The sequence below is a fragment of the Cryptosporangium japonicum genome (genome assembly GCF_039524755.1).
Classification (GTDB): Bacteria; Actinomycetota; Actinomycetes; order Mycobacteriales; family Cryptosporangiaceae; genus Cryptosporangium; species Cryptosporangium japonicum.
Window position 1 is genome coordinate 24,673 of the sequence record NZ_BAAAGX010000001.1, and the last position, 15,181, is coordinate 39,853.

Annotated in this window: 15 protein-coding genes; 11 read left to right on the forward strand and 4 right to left on the reverse strand. The window is 72.3% G+C overall.

Annotation, left to right across the window (positions count from 1 at the left end; all coding sequences use genetic code 11):
• The first annotated feature begins 11 nt into the window (after positions 1 to 11).
• The gene (locus tag ABD437_RS00145; RefSeq protein ID WP_344646623.1) at positions 12 to 1,502 is read left to right on the forward strand and encodes a phytoene desaturase family protein; all 1,491 of its coding nucleotides are present in this window, start codon (positions 12 to 14) and stop codon (positions 1,500 to 1,502) included.
• A gap of 162 nt (positions 1,503 to 1,664) precedes the next feature.
• Here ABD437_RS00145 and metF read toward each other — a convergent pair whose 3' ends face one another.
• Positions 1,665 to 2,576 (reverse strand): methylenetetrahydrofolate reductase [NAD(P)H], encoded by a 912-nt coding sequence (gene metF / locus ABD437_RS00150; protein WP_344646624.1) that lies wholly within the window; start codon positions 2,574 to 2,576, stop codon positions 1,665 to 1,667.
• A 38-nt stretch (positions 2,577 to 2,614) separates the two neighbouring features.
• Between metF and ABD437_RS00155 the strand changes: the two genes are divergently transcribed.
• From ABD437_RS00155 to ABD437_RS00185, 7 genes are read left to right on the forward strand one after another with little or no spacing between them, the layout of a single operon-like run.
• The gene (locus tag ABD437_RS00155; RefSeq protein ID WP_425558058.1) at positions 2,615 to 3,709 is read left to right on the forward strand and encodes a polyprenyl synthetase family protein; all 1,095 of its coding nucleotides are present in this window, start codon (positions 2,615 to 2,617) and stop codon (positions 3,707 to 3,709) included.
• 51 nt (positions 3,710 to 3,760) lie between these two features.
• Complete coding sequence (locus tag ABD437_RS00160) at positions 3,761 to 5,131, forward strand: Tat pathway signal sequence domain protein (protein WP_344646626.1); 1,371 nt, start codon at positions 3,761 to 3,763, stop codon at positions 5,129 to 5,131.
• Between the two features lie 8 nt (positions 5,132 to 5,139).
• Positions 5,140 to 6,657: a phytoene desaturase family protein gene (gene crtI, locus ABD437_RS00165; RefSeq protein ID WP_344646627.1), complete on the forward strand. Its 1,518-nt coding sequence runs from the start codon at positions 5,140 to 5,142 to the stop codon at positions 6,655 to 6,657.
• Positions 6,658 to 6,676: 19 nt separating this feature from the next.
• Positions 6,677 to 8,146 carry a polyprenol phosphomannose-dependent alpha 1,6 mannosyltransferase MptB gene (gene mptB / locus ABD437_RS00170; protein WP_344646628.1) on the forward strand — a complete coding sequence of 490 codons (1,470 nt, stop codon included), beginning with the start codon at positions 6,677 to 6,679 and terminating at the stop codon, positions 8,144 to 8,146.
• Entirely contained in the window at positions 8,133 to 9,056 is a 924-nt protein-coding gene (locus tag ABD437_RS00175; RefSeq protein ID WP_344646629.1) for a phytoene/squalene synthase family protein, read from the forward strand. The genes mptB and ABD437_RS00175 overlap by 14 nt, the downstream gene beginning before the upstream one ends.
• Positions 9,053 to 9,499: a helix-turn-helix domain-containing protein gene (locus ABD437_RS00180; RefSeq protein WP_344646630.1), complete on the forward strand. Its 447-nt coding sequence runs from the start codon at positions 9,053 to 9,055 to the stop codon at positions 9,497 to 9,499. The genes ABD437_RS00175 and ABD437_RS00180 overlap by 4 nt, the downstream gene beginning before the upstream one ends.
• Positions 9,496 to 9,942, forward strand: coding sequence for a VOC family protein (locus tag ABD437_RS00185; protein WP_344646631.1), 447 nt, complete (start codon positions 9,496 to 9,498; stop codon positions 9,940 to 9,942). The genes ABD437_RS00180 and ABD437_RS00185 overlap by 4 nt, the downstream gene beginning before the upstream one ends.
• On the opposite strand, the gene ABD437_RS00190 is transcribed toward ABD437_RS00185, so the two are convergent.
• The 3 genes from ABD437_RS00190 to ABD437_RS00200 are packed head-to-tail and all read right to left on the reverse strand — an operon-like array spanning position 9,893 to position 10,868.
• Positions 9,893 to 10,195, reverse strand: a complete 303-nt coding sequence (locus ABD437_RS00190) for a lycopene cyclase domain-containing protein (protein WP_344646632.1) — start codon at positions 10,193 to 10,195, stop codon at positions 9,893 to 9,895. The genes ABD437_RS00185 and ABD437_RS00190 overlap by 50 nt on opposite strands.
• Positions 10,192 to 10,515 (reverse strand): lycopene cyclase domain-containing protein, encoded by a 324-nt coding sequence (locus ABD437_RS00195; protein ID WP_344646633.1) that lies wholly within the window; start codon positions 10,513 to 10,515, stop codon positions 10,192 to 10,194. Before ABD437_RS00195 ends, ABD437_RS00190 begins: the two co-directional genes overlap by 4 nt.
• Complete coding sequence (locus ABD437_RS00200; protein WP_344646634.1) at positions 10,512 to 10,868, reverse strand: Rv2175c family DNA-binding protein; 357 nt, start codon at positions 10,866 to 10,868, stop codon at positions 10,512 to 10,514. The genes ABD437_RS00195 and ABD437_RS00200 overlap by 4 nt, the downstream gene beginning before the upstream one ends.
• Before the next feature lie 205 nt (positions 10,869 to 11,073).
• On the opposite strand from ABD437_RS00200, the gene pknB reads away from it, so the two are divergent.
• The 3 genes from pknB to aroF all read left to right on the forward strand — a co-directional run bounded on the left by pknB (position 11,074) and on the right by aroF (position 15,146).
• Positions 11,074 to 13,050, forward strand: a complete 1,977-nt coding sequence (pknB, locus tag ABD437_RS00205) for a Stk1 family PASTA domain-containing Ser/Thr kinase (protein WP_344646635.1) — start codon at positions 11,074 to 11,076, stop codon at positions 13,048 to 13,050.
• 26 nt (positions 13,051 to 13,076) lie between these two features.
• Positions 13,077 to 13,961 (forward strand): deoxyribonuclease IV, encoded by an 885-nt coding sequence (locus ABD437_RS00210; RefSeq protein WP_344646636.1) that lies wholly within the window; start codon positions 13,077 to 13,079, stop codon positions 13,959 to 13,961.
• 159 nt (positions 13,962 to 14,120) lie between these two features.
• On the forward strand, positions 14,121 to 15,146 hold the full coding sequence (gene aroF, locus ABD437_RS00215) for a 3-deoxy-7-phosphoheptulonate synthase (RefSeq protein WP_344646637.1): 1,026 nt from the start codon (positions 14,121 to 14,123) through the stop codon (positions 15,144 to 15,146).
• Positions 15,147 to 15,181 lie beyond the last annotated feature (35 nt).

The window sequence follows — 15,181 nt, forward strand, 5'->3', positions numbered from 1 at the left end:
ACAATCGCGGTGTGGCCGAGGTCGTGGTGGTGGGAGCCGGAGTGGGCGGGCTGGCTACGGCCGCCCGGCTGGCGGCGGGTGGGCACCGGGTGACGGTGTGCGAACGGGCCGACGAGGTCGGCGGCAAGCTCGGGCTGCTGACGCGGGACGGGTTCCGCTTCGACACCGGGCCGAGCCTGGTCACGATGCCGCAGGTGTTCGCGGACTTCTTCCGGGAGACCGGCGATCCGCTCGAGTCGGTGCTCGACCTGGAGCCGCTCGACCCGATCGCGCACTACCGCTTCGGCGACGGCACCGAGCTGAAGTCCTGCGCCGACCCGTTCGAGTTCCGCCGCCGGATCGACGACGCGTTCGGCGGCGGCGCCGGCCGCGACTGGGCGGCGTTCTGGGCGCGCGCCGAACGCATCTGGGACGCCACCTACGAGCCGTTCCTGGCCTCGACGCTCGACGGCCCCCGCACGCTGGCGCGCTACGCGACCCGGCTGCGTGACCTCGGCACGATCGCACCGGGCCGGTCCCTGCGTGGCCTGGCCCGGGCCTACCTGCGCGACCCGCGGCTGCGTCAGTTCGTCGAGCGCTACGCGACCTACACCGGCTCCGATCCGCGCCGGGCGCCGGCCGCGCTGGCCTCGGTGCCGTTCGCCGAGCTCAAGTACGGCGGCTGGTACCTGCGCGGCGGCCTGCGCACGCTCGCCGACGCGCTGCTCGACCGCTGCACCGAGCACAAGGTCACGGTCCGCACCGGCACCGAGGTCACCCGCATCACCGCGAACGGCGCCGGGGTGACCGGCGTCGAACTGGCCGACGGCAGCTTCCTGCCGGCCGACGTGGTGGTGGCCAACGCGGACGCCGCGCACGTCTACTCGGACCTGATCCGGGTGCCCTCGGCGGCCCGGCGGCTGCGTCGCACCACCCCGTCGCTCTCGGGCGTCGTGTTGCTGCTCGGGGTGCGTGGGCGGACACCCGGCCTGGCCCACCACACCGTGCTGTTCCCGCCCGGTGAGCTGCCGGGCAGCTATGACGCCGAGTTCGACCACGTCTTCGGCGACCCGGGCCGGCCGGTGCCCGACCCGACGCTCTACCTCTCGGTGCCCGACGACCCCGGCGTGGCGCCGGACGGGCACGAGGCCTGGTTCGTGCTGGTGAACGCGGCGCGTCAGGGCGTCGGCACGGGAGCGGTGGACTGGCGGACGCCGGGCCTGGCCGAGCGGTACGCGGACCTGCTGGTGCGGCGTCTGGCCGAGCGCGGGCACGACCTGTCCGACCGCATCCGGTTCCGGGAGATCCGCACGCCCGCCGACCTCGAGGCGCAGACGCACGCGGTGGGCGGCGCGATCTACGGAACGTCGAGCAACGGCGCGAGCGCCGCGTTCCTGCGCCCGGGCAACCGCAGCCCGGTCCCCGGCCTGTTCCTGGTCGGCGGCAGCTCCCACCCCGGCGGGGGCCTTCCGCTGGTGACGCTCTCCGCCCAGACCGTGGCGGGCCTGATCGGCCCGGCCTAGGGCCTGTTTCAAAGGCCAGCAGCCCACCGTGGCCGAGGTCCAGGCGACGACCGGCCGCGTTGGAGGCCCTTCCGGATACAACAGCGGTATCCGGAAGACCCTCCGCCTTGCCGCTCGCCGCCTGGACCACGCCCACGGCGGCCTGAACCTTTGAAACAGGCCCTAGCGGACCGCGACCGACGCCGGGGCCAGGTTCGCCCAGACCTCGCGGGTGGAGGCCGAGCGGTTCAACGTGATGAAGTGGATGCCCGGTGCGCCCTCGGCGAGCAGCTTGGCCGAGAGCTCGGTCGCCACCTCGACGCCGATCGCCCGCACGGCCAGCGGGTCGTCCGCGACCGCACGCAGCCGCGCGGCGAGGTCGGCCGGGAACTCCGCCCCGGACAGCACGGCCATCCGCTCGATCTGCGACACGTTCGTCACCGGCATGACGCCCGGCACGATCGGCACGTCGCACCCGGACGCCTCCACGGCGTCGCGCAGCCGCGCCCAGTCCTCCCAGTTGAAGAAGAACTGCGTGATCGCGAAGTCGGCTCCCGCGCGGCACTTCTCGACGAAGAACCGCACGTCGGATTCGAGGTCCGGCGAGCGGGGGTGCTTCTCCGGGAACGCGGCGACCCCGACGCAGAACTCACCCGAGTTACGCACCAGCCGCACCAGGTCGCTGGCGTACTCGAAGCCGGACGGGTGCGCCACCCAGTCGGCCTGCGGATCGCCCGGCGGGTCACCGCGCAGCACCAGCACGTCGTGCACGCCGGCCGCGGCGTAGTGCCCGATCACGTTGCGCAGCTCGGCCACCGAGTGGTCGACGGCGGTGAGGTGCGCCATCGGCAGCAACGTCGTCTCGGACGCGATGCGCTCGGTGATCGACACGGTGCGGTCGCGGCTGGACCCGCCGGCCCCGTAGGTGATCGACACGAACGACGGTTGCAGCGCCTCGAGCTCGCGGATCGCCTGCCAGAGCTGCCGCTCCCCCGCGTCGGTCTTGGGCGGGAAGAACTCGAACGAGAACGTCGGTGCCTCGTTCCGGACGAGGTCACCCACTGACGTCCGCCGAACGGAGACACCGGTTGCCATGTGCCAAGACTGTAGTCCTGTCGACCAGCTACCTTGACATGAACCCGTCAAAGAAGGAGTCCCGCGTGCCCGTCTCCCCGCTCGACCGGGCCGACCTGCGCACCCGCGTCAGCGCGTCGCTCCGCGCCCAGCTCCACCGCCAGCGTGGGCACCTCGCACTGGTCGGCCCGGAGCTCGGCCCGGTCGCCGACGCCCTGGTGGACTTCCTCGACGGCGGCAAACGCCTCCGACCGGCGTTCGGGTACTGGGGGTTCCGGGCGGCCGGTGGCCAGGACTCGGACGCCGTGGTCCGCGCGGTCGCCGCCTGCGAGTTCGTCCAGGCGTGCGCGCTCATCCACGACGACGTCATGGACGGCTCGGACACCCGGCGCGGAAAGCCCGCCGTGCACAAGCGGTTCGAGGCGCTGCACCGGGCCGAGGGGTACCAGGGCGACGCCGGGAAGTTCGGCACCGCGGCCGCGATCCTGCTCGGTGACACCTGCCTGATCTGGGGCGACGAGATGCTCGACCGCTCCGGCCTGCCCGACGACGCGTTGAAGCGCGCCCGCCCGGTGTGGGACGAGATGCGTACCGAGATCATGGCCGGTCAGTACCTCGACGTGCTGGCCCAGGCGCAGGGCGACCACTCGGTGGACCGGGCGATGCGTGTCGTGCGCTACAAGTCGGCGAAGTACACGGTCGAGCGCCCGCTGCACCTGGGTGCCGCGCTGGCCGGGGCCGGTGCGGAGCTCACCGAGTCGCTCAGCCGCTACGGCCTGCCGGTCGGCGAGGCGTTCCAGCTGCGTGACGACGTGCTCGGGGTGTTCGGCGACCCGGCCGAGACCGGCAAACCCGCCGGCGACGACCTGCGTGAGGGCAAGCGCACGCTGCTGCTCGCCTACGCGGCCGAGCGGGCCAGCGCCGCGCAGAGCGAGCTGATCGACCGCCACCTCGGCGATCCCGGGCTGACCGACGAGGGTGTCGACGCGCTGCGCGGGGTGCTGGTCGAGACCGGTGCGTTGGCGCGCACCGAGGAGCGGATCGGCGCGCTGGCCGCCCGCGCGGTGGAGGTGCTCAAGACCGCGCCGTTCGACGCCGAGGCCGCCGACGCGCTGGGCGAGCTCGCCGCCGCCGCCACGGCCAGGACGGCGTGACCCTCGGCGTGTCGACGCCGATTGCAACCGGGCCCGGGCCCAATGAACACTGTGATCAGTCGACGGGGAGTGCTCGCCGGTAGCGCCGCGCTGTTCGGCCTGACCGCGGTGGGCGTCGGGGCCGGCCGGGCCGCGGCCGCCAACCATCCGGCGCTGCGGGCCGGCTACCGGTTCCTCGACACCGCGATGGACGTGCACTACCCGGCCTACGGCGAGCTGCGGCTGCCGCAGTCCTACACCGACGAGGCGGGGTTCTACGCCTCCGCGTACACGGCCGACGCCGCGCTGGCCGCGCTGGCCTATCTGGCCGACGGCACCGACGCCTCGGTGGCACGGGCGAAGACGATCGGCGACTCGCTGCGGTACGCGCAGGAGCACGACCCGGCGTACCGGGACGGCCGGCTGCGCGAGTCGTACACGGTCGGGCCGTACGACAACAAGAACGGCGTCGTGCAGGCCAACGGGTTCGTGCAGCCGGACGGGCTGGTGAACGCCGGCAACGTCTTCGACCACAGCGGCAGCGTCACCGGCGACCAGGCACTGGCCGGGCTGGCCCTGCTCGCGCTGGCGCGCCGGGGGCTCGGCGCGGCGTACGGCACCGCGGCCGTCGCGCTCGGCGACTGGGTCGTCGCGAACTGCTCGTCGGACTCGCGGCTGGGCGGCTTCCGGGCCGGCGTCGACCGGGCCGGGGCCGCGCTGACCCGCACCGACACCGCCCACAACGCGGTGCTGGCGGCGTTCTTCGGCCAGCTGGCCGCGTTCACCGGCGCGAAGGTGTGGACCGAGCGCCGGGACAAGGCCACCGCGTTCGTGACCGCGATGTGGCAGGGCACGTTCTACGCGTCCGGCTCGTACGACGGCGTGCTGGCCGCGGCGTTCCCGGTGACCACCGAGGCCCAGACCGTGCCGGTGCTCGCGCTGCGCTCGACCGCGCGGACCGCCGGGCTGGACTACGTGACCTCGGCGCTGACGACCACCGACGCGTCCGCCAGCCCGAACAGCGTGCTGACCGCCGGCCAGACCGCGACCGGCGTCACGTTCAGCGACTGGAGCCGCCAGGCCGACCCCGACCAGCCGATCGAGCCGGGCCTGAGCCGGCCCGACCCGGACGCGGTCTGGTACGCGGGCTCCGCGCAGCTGGCCGCCGCGCTGCTCAGCCGGGGCGGCACCGGCGACCGCACGGCCGCGTTCACCCACCTCACCGCGCTCGTCGACGTGCAGGCGCGGTTCGTCGGCGGCCGGACCGCCGGGGCGAAGCCGGCGCCGACCGGCGAGGGCCTGATCGCGGCGTCCGGCCCGCTGCACACCGGCGTGGCCGAGTCCGGCTACTACCCGTACCGGCACGTCGGCACGACCGCCTGGTTCCTCCTCGCGGCGAGCGGCCGCAACCCGTACGCGCTCGACCGGAAACCCCCGGTGTAGCTCCCGAAATGCCGATCACACCGGCGTGCCATACGGTTTCGGGCGTGCGTACGGTTCAGGGGCCAACAGACCATGTCGTCGTCGTGGGGGCCGGCCTCGCCGGGCTCTCGTGTGCGCTGAGACTTCTCGGCGCCGGACGGCAGGTGACGATCGTCGAACGCGAGGACGTTCCGGGCGGCCGGGCCGGTCGCCTGTCCGTCGACGGCTACCAGTTCGATACCGGCCCGACCGTCCTGACGATGCCGAACCTGATCGAGGACGCGTTCGGCGCGGTCGGCGAGCGGATGGACGACTGGCTGACGCTCGATCCGGTCAGCCCGCTCTACCGGGCGTTCTACCCGGACGGCTCGACGCTCGACGTCCACCCGGAGACCGAGCGGATGGCCGCGGAGATCGCGCGGGTCTGCGGCGGGAAGGAAGCGGACGGGTACCGCAGGTTCGTCGGCTTCGTCTCCGAGCTCTACCGCCTGGAGATGGACGAGTTCATCGACCGCAACCTCGACTCCCCGCTCGACCTGGTGGGCCCCGGTATCGCCCGGCTGCTCGCGCTGGGCGGCTTCCGTCGCCTCGCGCCCAAGGTCGGCCAGTACCTGAAGGACCCGCGGACCCAGCGGATCTTCAGCTTCCAGGCCATGTACGCCGGCGTCTCGCCGTTCCAGGCGCTCGCGATCTACGCGGTGATCGCCTACATGGACTCGGTCGCCGGTGTCTTCTTCCCGCGCGGCGGCATCCACGCGGTGCCGGCGGCGCTGGCCGCGGCCGCGGAGAAGCACGGCGCGCGGATCCGCTACGGCACGACCGTGACGCAGGTGGAGACCCGCAACGGTCGCGCGACCGGGGTGCGCACCAGCGACGGCGAGCGCATCGCGGCCGACGTCGTCGTGCTCAACCCGGACCTCCCGGTGGCCTACCGCGACCTGCTCCCGTCGTCGGTGGCTCCGCGTCGGCTGCGGTCGCTGCGTTACTCGCCGTCCTGCTTCCTGCTGCACGTCGGTTCCACCGCGACGTACTCGAAGACCGTGCACCACAACATCCACTTCGGACGCGCCTGGAAGCGGACGTTCACCGAGCTGATCGACCGCCAGGAGCTGATGAGCGACCCGTCGTTGCTGGTGTGCAACCCGACCCGGTCGGACCCGACGCTGGCCCCGGACGGGCGGCAGACGTACTACGTGCTCGCGCCGACACCGCACACCGGTGCGCCGATCGACTGGTCGGTGGTCGGGCCGCGCTACCGCGACGAGATCGTGTCGGTGCTCGAGCAGCGGGGCTACGTCGGGTTCGGCGACGGCATCGAGGTGGAGCGCGTCGTGACGCCCGCGGACTGGCAGGCGTCCGGGCTGGCGATGGGTGCGCCGTTCGCGGCCGCGCACACGTTCTTCCAGACCGGGCCGTTCCGGCCGACGAACCTCGCCCGCGGGCTGGAGAACGTGGTGTTCACCGGGTCGGGCACGCAGCCGGGCGTCGGGGTGCCGATGGTGCTGGTGTCGGGTCGGCTCGCGGCCGAGCGGATCACCGGTCAGTAGGGCTGAGACGATGGTGGCCGTGTCTGCTGAGGTCGCCGTGGAGTCCGATCGGCTGACCCCGCTGCGATGGCTGGGGTTCGCGGGGTCCGCGCTGGTGGCGGTGGGCGGGCTGGGAGCCGGGGCGCTGCCGCGTCCCGATCCGCTCTCCGACGCTCCGGTGCTGCGGTTGCTGCGCCACGGCGCCGGGCCGGGCATCTGCATCGCGGTGGCCGCCGTCGGCATGGCGCTGCTCGTGCTGGCCTGGTGGCGGGTCCGCCCGGCCGGTTCGCGCTGGCTCACGCGCACCGCCGCGCTCTGGGCGGTGCCGCTCGCGCTGACCCCGCCGCTGTTCAGCCGGGACCTGTACATCTACGGTGCCCAGGGGCTGCTGCTGGCGCGGGGCTACGACCCGTACCAGGTGGGGCCGGCCGCGATGACCAGCGGGCCGGGCGTGGACTGGCTCACCTCGATCTCGCCGACCTGGGCCGACACGCCGGCGCCCTACGGCCCGCTGTTCCTGTTCTTCAGCAGCCGCATCGCCGCCGCCGCCCAGGGCGACCTGATTGCCGCCGTGTTCGGGCTGCGAGTGCTGGCGGTGCTCGGTGTGGTCGCGCTGGCCCTGCTCGTGCCCCGGCTGGCCACCGCGTTCGGCGCCCCGCCGGACCGCGCCCAGTGGCTGGTGGTCGCGAACCCGCTGCTGCTGACCGCGCTGGTGGCCGGTGGGCACAACGAGGCCGTGATGCTCCCGTTCCTCGCCGCCGCCCTGCTGGTGGCCGCCCGGGCCGGCGAGCGGGTGTGGGTGGCGGCCGCGGGTGCCGGCGTGCTGATCGGGTTCGCCGTCGCCACGAAGGTGTCGGCGGTCGTCGCGCTGCCGTTCGTGGTGCTGGTGATCGCGGCCGGAACGCCCGCCGCGACCGGGTGGCACTGGTGGGTCCGCCGGATCCGGGTGGGGGCCGTGGTGCTCGGCGCGGCGCTGGGAACGCTCGCGCTCGTGTGCCTCGCGGCCGGTCTGGACGCCGGGTTCGTCCACGCGCTCGCGGTCACGAACGGGATGAGCACGCAGTGGACCTCGATCCCGACCGGCTGGGGCCTGGCCGCCGGATGGTTCACCAGCGCCGACGACACCGTCCTGGACGCCGCCAGGGCGCTCGGCACGCTCGTCACCGCGGTGCTGCTCGTCGTCCTCTGGTGGCGGGTGCGGCACGCGGAGCCCGGGCGGGTCGCGGGGGCGTGCGCGGCGGCGCTCGTCGTGCTGGCGTTCCTCGGTGCGTCGTTCCACCCGTGGTACCTGGTGTGGGCGCTGGTGCCGCTGGCCGCCGCGACCGACACGTGGCCCCGGCTCACGCACGCGGTCGCGATCGTCAGCACCGCGCTCTGCTTCCTGGTGCTCCCGGACGGCTACAACCTCGCCCGCGCCACCGAAGTGCCCGGCATCATCTTCGACCTCCTCCTCACCGCGGCCGCGGTGGGCTACGTCAGCTGGAAGGCAACGAGCCATGAGCGAGCGTGAACTGGACGCCGCCGCGATCACCGATCCGAAACTCCGGGCCTCGTACGCGGAGTGCCGCGAACTGCTCGCCGAGCACGGCAAGACCTACCACCTGGCGACGCTGCTGCTGCCGCCGGCGAAGCGCCCGTACGTCCAGGCGCTCTACGGCTTCGCCCGCTACGCCGACGAGATCGTCGACGACCTGAGCTCCACCCTCTCCGACGCCGAGAAGGCCGCGACCCTGGACGCGTTCGCGGCCGAGGTCCGCGCCGACCTCGACCGCGGCTCGTCCGACCACCCGATCACCCGGGCGCTCGTCGACACCGTCACCCGCTGGGACATCGACCGGCGCTACCTCGACGCGTTCCTCGACTCGATGCGGATGGACCTCACCGTCACCGAGTACGCCACGTACGACGACCTGATGACCTACGTCTACGGGTCGGCCGCGGTGATCGGACTGCAGATGGTGCCGATCCTGGAGCACCCGGGCGTTCCGCGCGAGGTCGTCGAGCCGTACGCCGCCGACCTCGGGGTCGCGTTCCAGCTGGCGAACTTCATCCGCGACGTCGGCGAGGACCTGCGCCGGGGGCGGATCTACCTGCCGATGGAGGACCTGGCGCTGTTCGGCGTCGACCGCGAGCACCTGGAGCGCGGCGTGGTGGACGGTCCGGTCCGGCGGCTGCTGGCGTTCGAGGTGGCCCGCTGCCGGGAGGTCTACCGCGCGGCCTGGCCCGGGCTGCGGTTGCTGCACCCGGCCAGCCAGGAGTGCATGAAGACCGCGTTCCGGCTCTACGGCGGCATCCTCGACGCGGTCGAGCGCGCCGACTACCAGGTGCTCGACCGGCGGGTCGCGGTGAGCAACACCCGTCGTGCCGCGGTCGCGCTCCCGGCCCTGGTCCGAGCCGTCCGCGCCCGCCGGGTGTCGTGAGCGCGCACCCGGTCCGGCATCTGCAGAAGGCCAGGGACCTGGCCGACGTCCGCTACGCCGAGCCGATCACGGTCGGTGATCTGGCGCGTGCCGCCGGGCTCTCGCCGGCGCACTTCAGCCGCGAGTTCCGCCGGGTGTTCGGTGAGGCACCGCACCAGTACCTGCTCACCCGGCGCCTGGAACGCGCCGCGGCGCTGCTGCGCGACACCGACTGGACGGTGGCCCGCATCTGCCACGCCGTGGGGCTGACCAGCGTCGGGTCGTTCACGACCGCGTTCGGGCGGGTGTTCGGGCGCACCCCGACCGCCTACCGGGCGTCGTTCCCGCCGGCCACCAGGCACATCCGGATCCCGCTGTGCGTCGCACGCAGCTACGCGCGACCGGCATACCGCACGTTTCGAGAAGACGGGCCGACGTCACCGTCCGTAGATTCGCCCGCATGACAACAAAGATCGTGAACGCGCAGTTCTGGGTGCACGACCAGGACGAAGCGCTGGCCTTCTACGTGGACAGACTCGGGTGGGAGGTGCGCTCCGACGTCACGATGCCGGAGTGGGCGTTCCGCTGGCTGGTCGTCGGGCCGGTCGGGCAGCCCGACGTCGGGCTGGTGCTGATGCCGGTTCCCGGCCCGCCCCTGCTCGACGAGGCCGACTCCGCGAAGATGGGCGAGTTCGTCGCCCGCGGCGCCGGCGGCACGCTGTTCCTGGAGACCGACGACTGCCAGGCCACCTACGACGAGCTCTCCGCGCGTGGCGTCGTGTTCAACGATCCGCCGACCCCGCAGGCCTACGGCATCGACACGTCGTTCCGCGACCCGTCGGGCAACAACGTGCGGCTCACCGAGATGCGCGAGTTCGTCCCAGCCGCACCCACGTCGACACCGTGAGCAGCACCATCGCGAACCCGAACAGCAGGTCCTCCACCGGCGCGTAGACGATCCGCACGCCCAGGATGTCGTCCGGGTTGTACAGGACGATCCCGCGCCCGGTGAGGAACCCGTTCGTCATCAACTGGAAGAACACGACGATCGCGTAGGAGACCCACCAGACCCGGCGGGTGAGCAGCCGGGTGCGCCAGACGAAGAAGTCGACGGCGATCGCGGCGAGCACCCCGAGGACGGCGGCCTGGGTGTAGGTCACTCGTCACCCGCCCGCCAGCCGGTGACCTTCCGGACCGCCTCGAACGACAGGATCGCCGCGACCGGCACCACCAGGAAGAACAGCAGTTCCTCGAGGGGCAGCGGCCCGAACGTGATGCCCGTCATCTGCGCCGGGTCGAACGTCCAGTGGTCGGCCGCGATCGCGGCCAGGTCCCAGGCGACGAAGATCACGACGGTGGGCGCCAGCGCCAGCAGCAGCCGCCTCCACCGCCGGTACACCCGGACGCGCAGGAACACCTCGAGCCAGCCGGACCCGATCACCACGAAGACGAGTACGGCCAGGTAACTGAGGTGCCTCAAAAGCCCAGCGCCTGCGCTCGGCGCTTGACCTCGGTGGGCCGCTCGCTCAGCGCGGCCGCCGGTGTGCCCTCGGGCAGCGTCGAGTCGGGCGTGTAGAGCCAGGCCAGCGCTTCCTCGGCCTGGTAACCGGCGTCGTGCAGCACGGTGAGCACCCCGGCCAGGTGACGCGCCAGGTTGGACTTCTGCCCCGCCTCCGAGCGCAGGTCGGGCACGAGCTCGGCGGGCAGCTTGAGGACGCCGTCCCGGCGGACCGCGAGCAGCGTGTTGCTCTTCACCATCTGGTGCACCCGCGTCACCCGGACGTCGAGCCGTTCGGCGGCTTCGGGGACGGTCAGCCATTCACTCGGTTCCACGCCCACCACGATCCCACGACGTCTCGGTTGAGCGACGAAGGGCGTCCACGGCGAACCATTTGTCGTCGCAGTCCGTGTGCTCGGACATGAAACTCCGTGGTCATATCATGACCAAAGGTCACCAACGCGCCCGGGGGACGACGATCTGGAGACCGGGATGGCAGGTCGCCTGTCTCGTCGACAGTCTCTCCGTACACTGATGCCCGTGGACAGGACGCTGGCCGACCCCATGGTGGGTTCCGTGCTCGAGGGGCGCTACCGAATTCGGGGGCGGATCGCGCGCGGCGGCATGGCGACCGTGTACGACGCCGTCGACGAACGTCTGGAACGCACCGTCGCGGTCAAGATCATGCACCCGGGGTACGCCTCCGACCCGGCGTTCGTCCACCGTTTCATCCAGGAAGCCCGCTCGGCCGCCGCGCTGAGCCACCCGCACGTCGTCGCGGTGTACGACCAGGGTGTGCACGAGGGCCTCGCGTTCCTCGTCATGGAGCAGGTCCAGGGCCGCACGCTGCGCGACGTGCTCACCGCGCGGGGCCGGCTGCCCGCGTCGGACGCGCTCGCGATCCTCGACCCGGTACTCGACGCGCTGGCCGCCGCGCACCGCGCCGGCATGGTCCACCGCGACGTGAAGCCGGAGAACGTCCTGATCGGCTCGGACGGCCGTGCGGTGAAGGTCGCCGACTTCGGGCTGGCTCGCGCGGTCGCGTCGGTGGGCCCGACGTCCACCCGCGGTGTCGTGATGGGCACTGTGGCCTATGTCTCACCGGAGCAGATCACCTACGGCCAGGCGAGCACGCGCAGTGACGTCTACTCGGCCGGGATCATGCTGTTCGAGATGCTCACCGGTTCGGTGCCCTACGGCGGCGACTCGTCGGTGAACATCGCGTTCCAGCACGTCCACGCCGACGTGCCGCCGCCGTCGTCGCGCGCACCGCTGGTGCCGCCGGCGATCGACGAACTCGCGATGCGCGCCACCCGGCGCGACCCGAACGCGCGCCCGGCCGACGCCGGCGCGTTCCTCGACGAACTGCGCATCGTGCGTGACGAGATCGACGGCCGCAGCACGCGCAGCGTGTCGGGCACCGGCATCCTGCAGGGTCTGAACCAGCCGAGCGGGCCGCCGACGATCACCGCGTCCGCCGCCGTGCCGGTGCCGCAGTCCCCCGGCCAGCACACCCAGGTCGTGCCGCGCGGCCACGAGGCGCGTGGCACCGCGATGATGCCGAACGTCGCGCCGCTCGGTGGCGGTCACCGGGCCGGTGGGCCCTCGCTGCCGGGCCCGCTCAACCGGCTCAACCCGCAGCAGCGCCGGCTCGCGCTGATCGCCTCGATCGTTGTGTTCGCGCTGATCGCCGCGAGCACCGGCTGGTATCTGGGCGTCGGCCGGTACACGTCCACCCCGTCGTTCGAGGGCCTCAACCGGCAGGACGCGACCAGCCGCGCGAAGACGCAGGGCCTGCAGATCGAGTTCCTGGAGAAGAACGACGACAAGGCGCTCAACGGCCGGGTCTTCGACCAGTCACCGGACGCCGACGGCCGCATCCGCAAGGGCGGCACCGTCACGGTGACGATCTCCAAGGGCCCGAACGTCATCACGATCCCGGCCACCTTGGCCAAGAAGAGCAAGGGCGAGGCCAGGGCCACCCTGGAGAAGGCCGGCTTCAAAGTCACCGAGGACTACGACTTCAGCGACGACATCGAGTCGAACAAGCTGATCTCGACGACGCCGGCGCTGGGCACCAAGGCCAAGTACGGCTCCACCGTGCTGATGCTGATCAGCCGCGGCAAGGGCGTCGAGCTGCCGAACCTGGAGGGCCGGTCCCGCGAGGAGGCCGAGCAGCGCCTCCAGGAGCTCAACCTGCAGTTCACGATCGAGATCGTCGAGTCGGACAACCCCGACCAGGCCGGCAAGGTGATCGACCAGGATCCGCGCTCCGGCCAGGTCAGCGGCGACACCACGGTGAAGCTGAAAGTGGCGCAGGGCCAGGCCCAGGTCGAGGTGCCCGACGTCGTCGGCAAGCGGTTCAACGAGGCCAGGGAGATCCTGGAAGAGGCCGGGTTGCGTGCCGATCGCCAGGGCGGCGGCCGCGGCGACAACGAAGCGCGGGTGTTCTTCCAGGTGCCGTCGGCCGGGGACAGCGTCGCGGGCAACAGCGAGGTCCGGCTGTTCGTCGGCTGATCCCGGTGGGGTTAAGCTCGGCTATCGTGTCTCCCATCCTCGGCGCGCACGTGCCCGCCTCCGGAGGGCTCGCCAAGCGCGCGATCCCCTACGTCGAACGCGTCCGGGCCGACACGCTGCAGGTGTTCGTGTCGAACCCGCGGGGTTGGGCACTGGCACCCGGGGTTCCGGCCCAGGACGTGAAGTTCGCCGCCTGGGCCTCCGAGCAGGGCGTTCCGGTCTTCATCCACGCGACGTTCCTGGTCAACCTGGGCTCGAACGTCGAGGCGACGGTCGAGAAGTCGGTCGCGTCACTGCGTCACGCGGTGGCCCGCGGGCGCGTGATCGGTGCCCGGGGCGTCGTGTTCCACGCTGGTTCGTCGCTGGCCACCGAGCGTCGCGCCGAGGCGTACGCGCAACTGCGCGCGCACCTGCTGCCGCTGCTCGACGAGCTGACGCCGGAGGACCCCGACCTGCTGGTCGAGCCCACCGCCGGCGGGGGTTTCGCGCTGGCGTCCCGGGTCGAGGACCTCGCCGAGTACTTCGCGGCGGTCGACGGCCACCCCCGGCTGCGGGTGTGCCTCGACACGTGCCACGCCCACGCGGCCGGGCACGACCTGTCCGAACCCGGCGGCCTGGCCACGGTGCTCGACACGCTCGTCGACACCGTCGGTACGGGCCGGTTGGCGCTGGTGCACGCGAACGACTCCCGGGATCCCGCGGGCTCGCTGCGTGACCGGCACGAGACGCTCGGCCGGGGCACGATCGGCGCCGAGGCGTTCGGGGCGCTGTTCACCCATCCGGCCGCGGCCGGGGTGCCGATCGTCGTCGAGACCCCGTCCGAGGACGACGGGATCGGGCACGCCGCCGACATCGGTCTGCTCCGCGGGATGGCTACTACCCGACAGCACGTCTCGCGCATGATCGGTTAGGCTTCGCGTCATGCAGCAGCGCTTCTACTTTTGGTATGGCTACCGCCCGGGCTCTCCCCGGCGGCTAGTCGCGCTGCACTAGAGCGTCACGCCGCTAAGGAACATCCGCCCCGGGCCCCAGGCCCGGGGCTCTTTCGTTTTCCTAGGAGAAACACCGCAATGGTCATCGTGATGAGTCCCGACGCTTCGGAGAGCGCCCTCTCCACTGTCGTGTCGACGGTCGAGGAGGCCGGCGGCTCCGCGTTCGTCTCCCGCGGCGTCACCCGCACGATCGTCGGTGTGGTCGCCGGCGAACCCGTACTGGCCTCGCTGGAGGTGCAGGGACTGCCCGGCGTCGCCGAGGTCGTCCGGATCACTTCGCCCTACAAGCTGGTCAGCAGCGAGAACCATCCGCGGACGTCGACAGTGCACGTGCGTGGCGTCCCGATCGGCCCGGACAGCGTCACGCTGATCGCCGGCCCGTGTGCGGTGGAGACCCCGGAGCAGACGCTCGAGGCCGCCCGGATGGCGCGGGGCGCCGGTGCCGCCCTGCTGCGTGGCGGCGCCTACAAGCCGCGCACGTCGCCGTACGCGTTCCAGGGGCTGGGCGTCGAAGGCCTGAAGATCCTCGCCGACGTGCGCACCGAGACCGGCCTGCCGGTCGTGACCGAGGTCGTCGACCCGGCCGACGTCGACGTGGTCGCCGAGTACGCCGACATGCTGCAGATCGGCACCCGCAACATGCAGAACTTCCCGCTGCTGCAGGCGGTGGGGGCGATCGGCAAGCCGGTGCTGCTCAAGCGAGGGCTCACCGCGACGTACGAGGAGTGGCTGATGGCCGCCGAGTACATCGCGCAGCGGGGCAACCTCGACATCGTGCTGTGCGAGCGCGGGGTGCGCTCGTTCGAGTCGGCGATCCGGAACATGCTCGACGTGTCGGCGGTGCCGATGATGCACCAGCTCTCGCACCTGCCGATCCTGATCGATCCGTCACACGCGGCCGGGCGTCGTGAGCTCGTCGTGCCGCTGTCGCGGGCGGCGATCGGCGTCGGCGCCGATGGGCTGCTGATCGACGTGCACCCGCACCCGGAGACGGCCAAGTGCGACGGGCCGCAGGCGCTGCACGGCGCTGACCTGGCCGAACTGGAGACCGCGGTCCGGACGATCCCGCCGGCGCTCGGCAAGACCCTCACTCCTGCCCCCTGAGTCGAGCACTCCTGCCCCCTGAGTCGAACGAGGCG

Bases quoted from the DNA above. Each gene is read 5' to 3' on its own strand.
- metF (WP_344646624.1), bottom strand. From the start codon at position 2,576: ATGGCAACCGGTGTCTCCGTTCGGCGGACGTCAGTGGGTGACCTCGTC.
- ABD437_RS00155 (WP_425558058.1), top strand. From the start codon at position 2,615: ATGAACCCGTCAAAGAAGGAGTCCCGCGTGCCCGTCTCCCCGCTCGAC.
- crtI (WP_344646627.1), top strand. From the start codon at position 5,140: ATGCCGATCACACCGGCGTGCCATACGGTTTCGGGCGTGCGTACGGTT.
- ABD437_RS00175 (WP_344646629.1), top strand. From the start codon at position 8,133: ATGAGCGAGCGTGAACTGGACGCCGCCGCGATCACCGATCCGAAACTC.
- ABD437_RS00185 (WP_344646631.1), top strand. From the start codon at position 9,496: ATGACAACAAAGATCGTGAACGCGCAGTTCTGGGTGCACGACCAGGAC.
- aroF (WP_344646637.1), top strand. From the start codon at position 14,121: ATGGTCATCGTGATGAGTCCCGACGCTTCGGAGAGCGCCCTCTCCACT.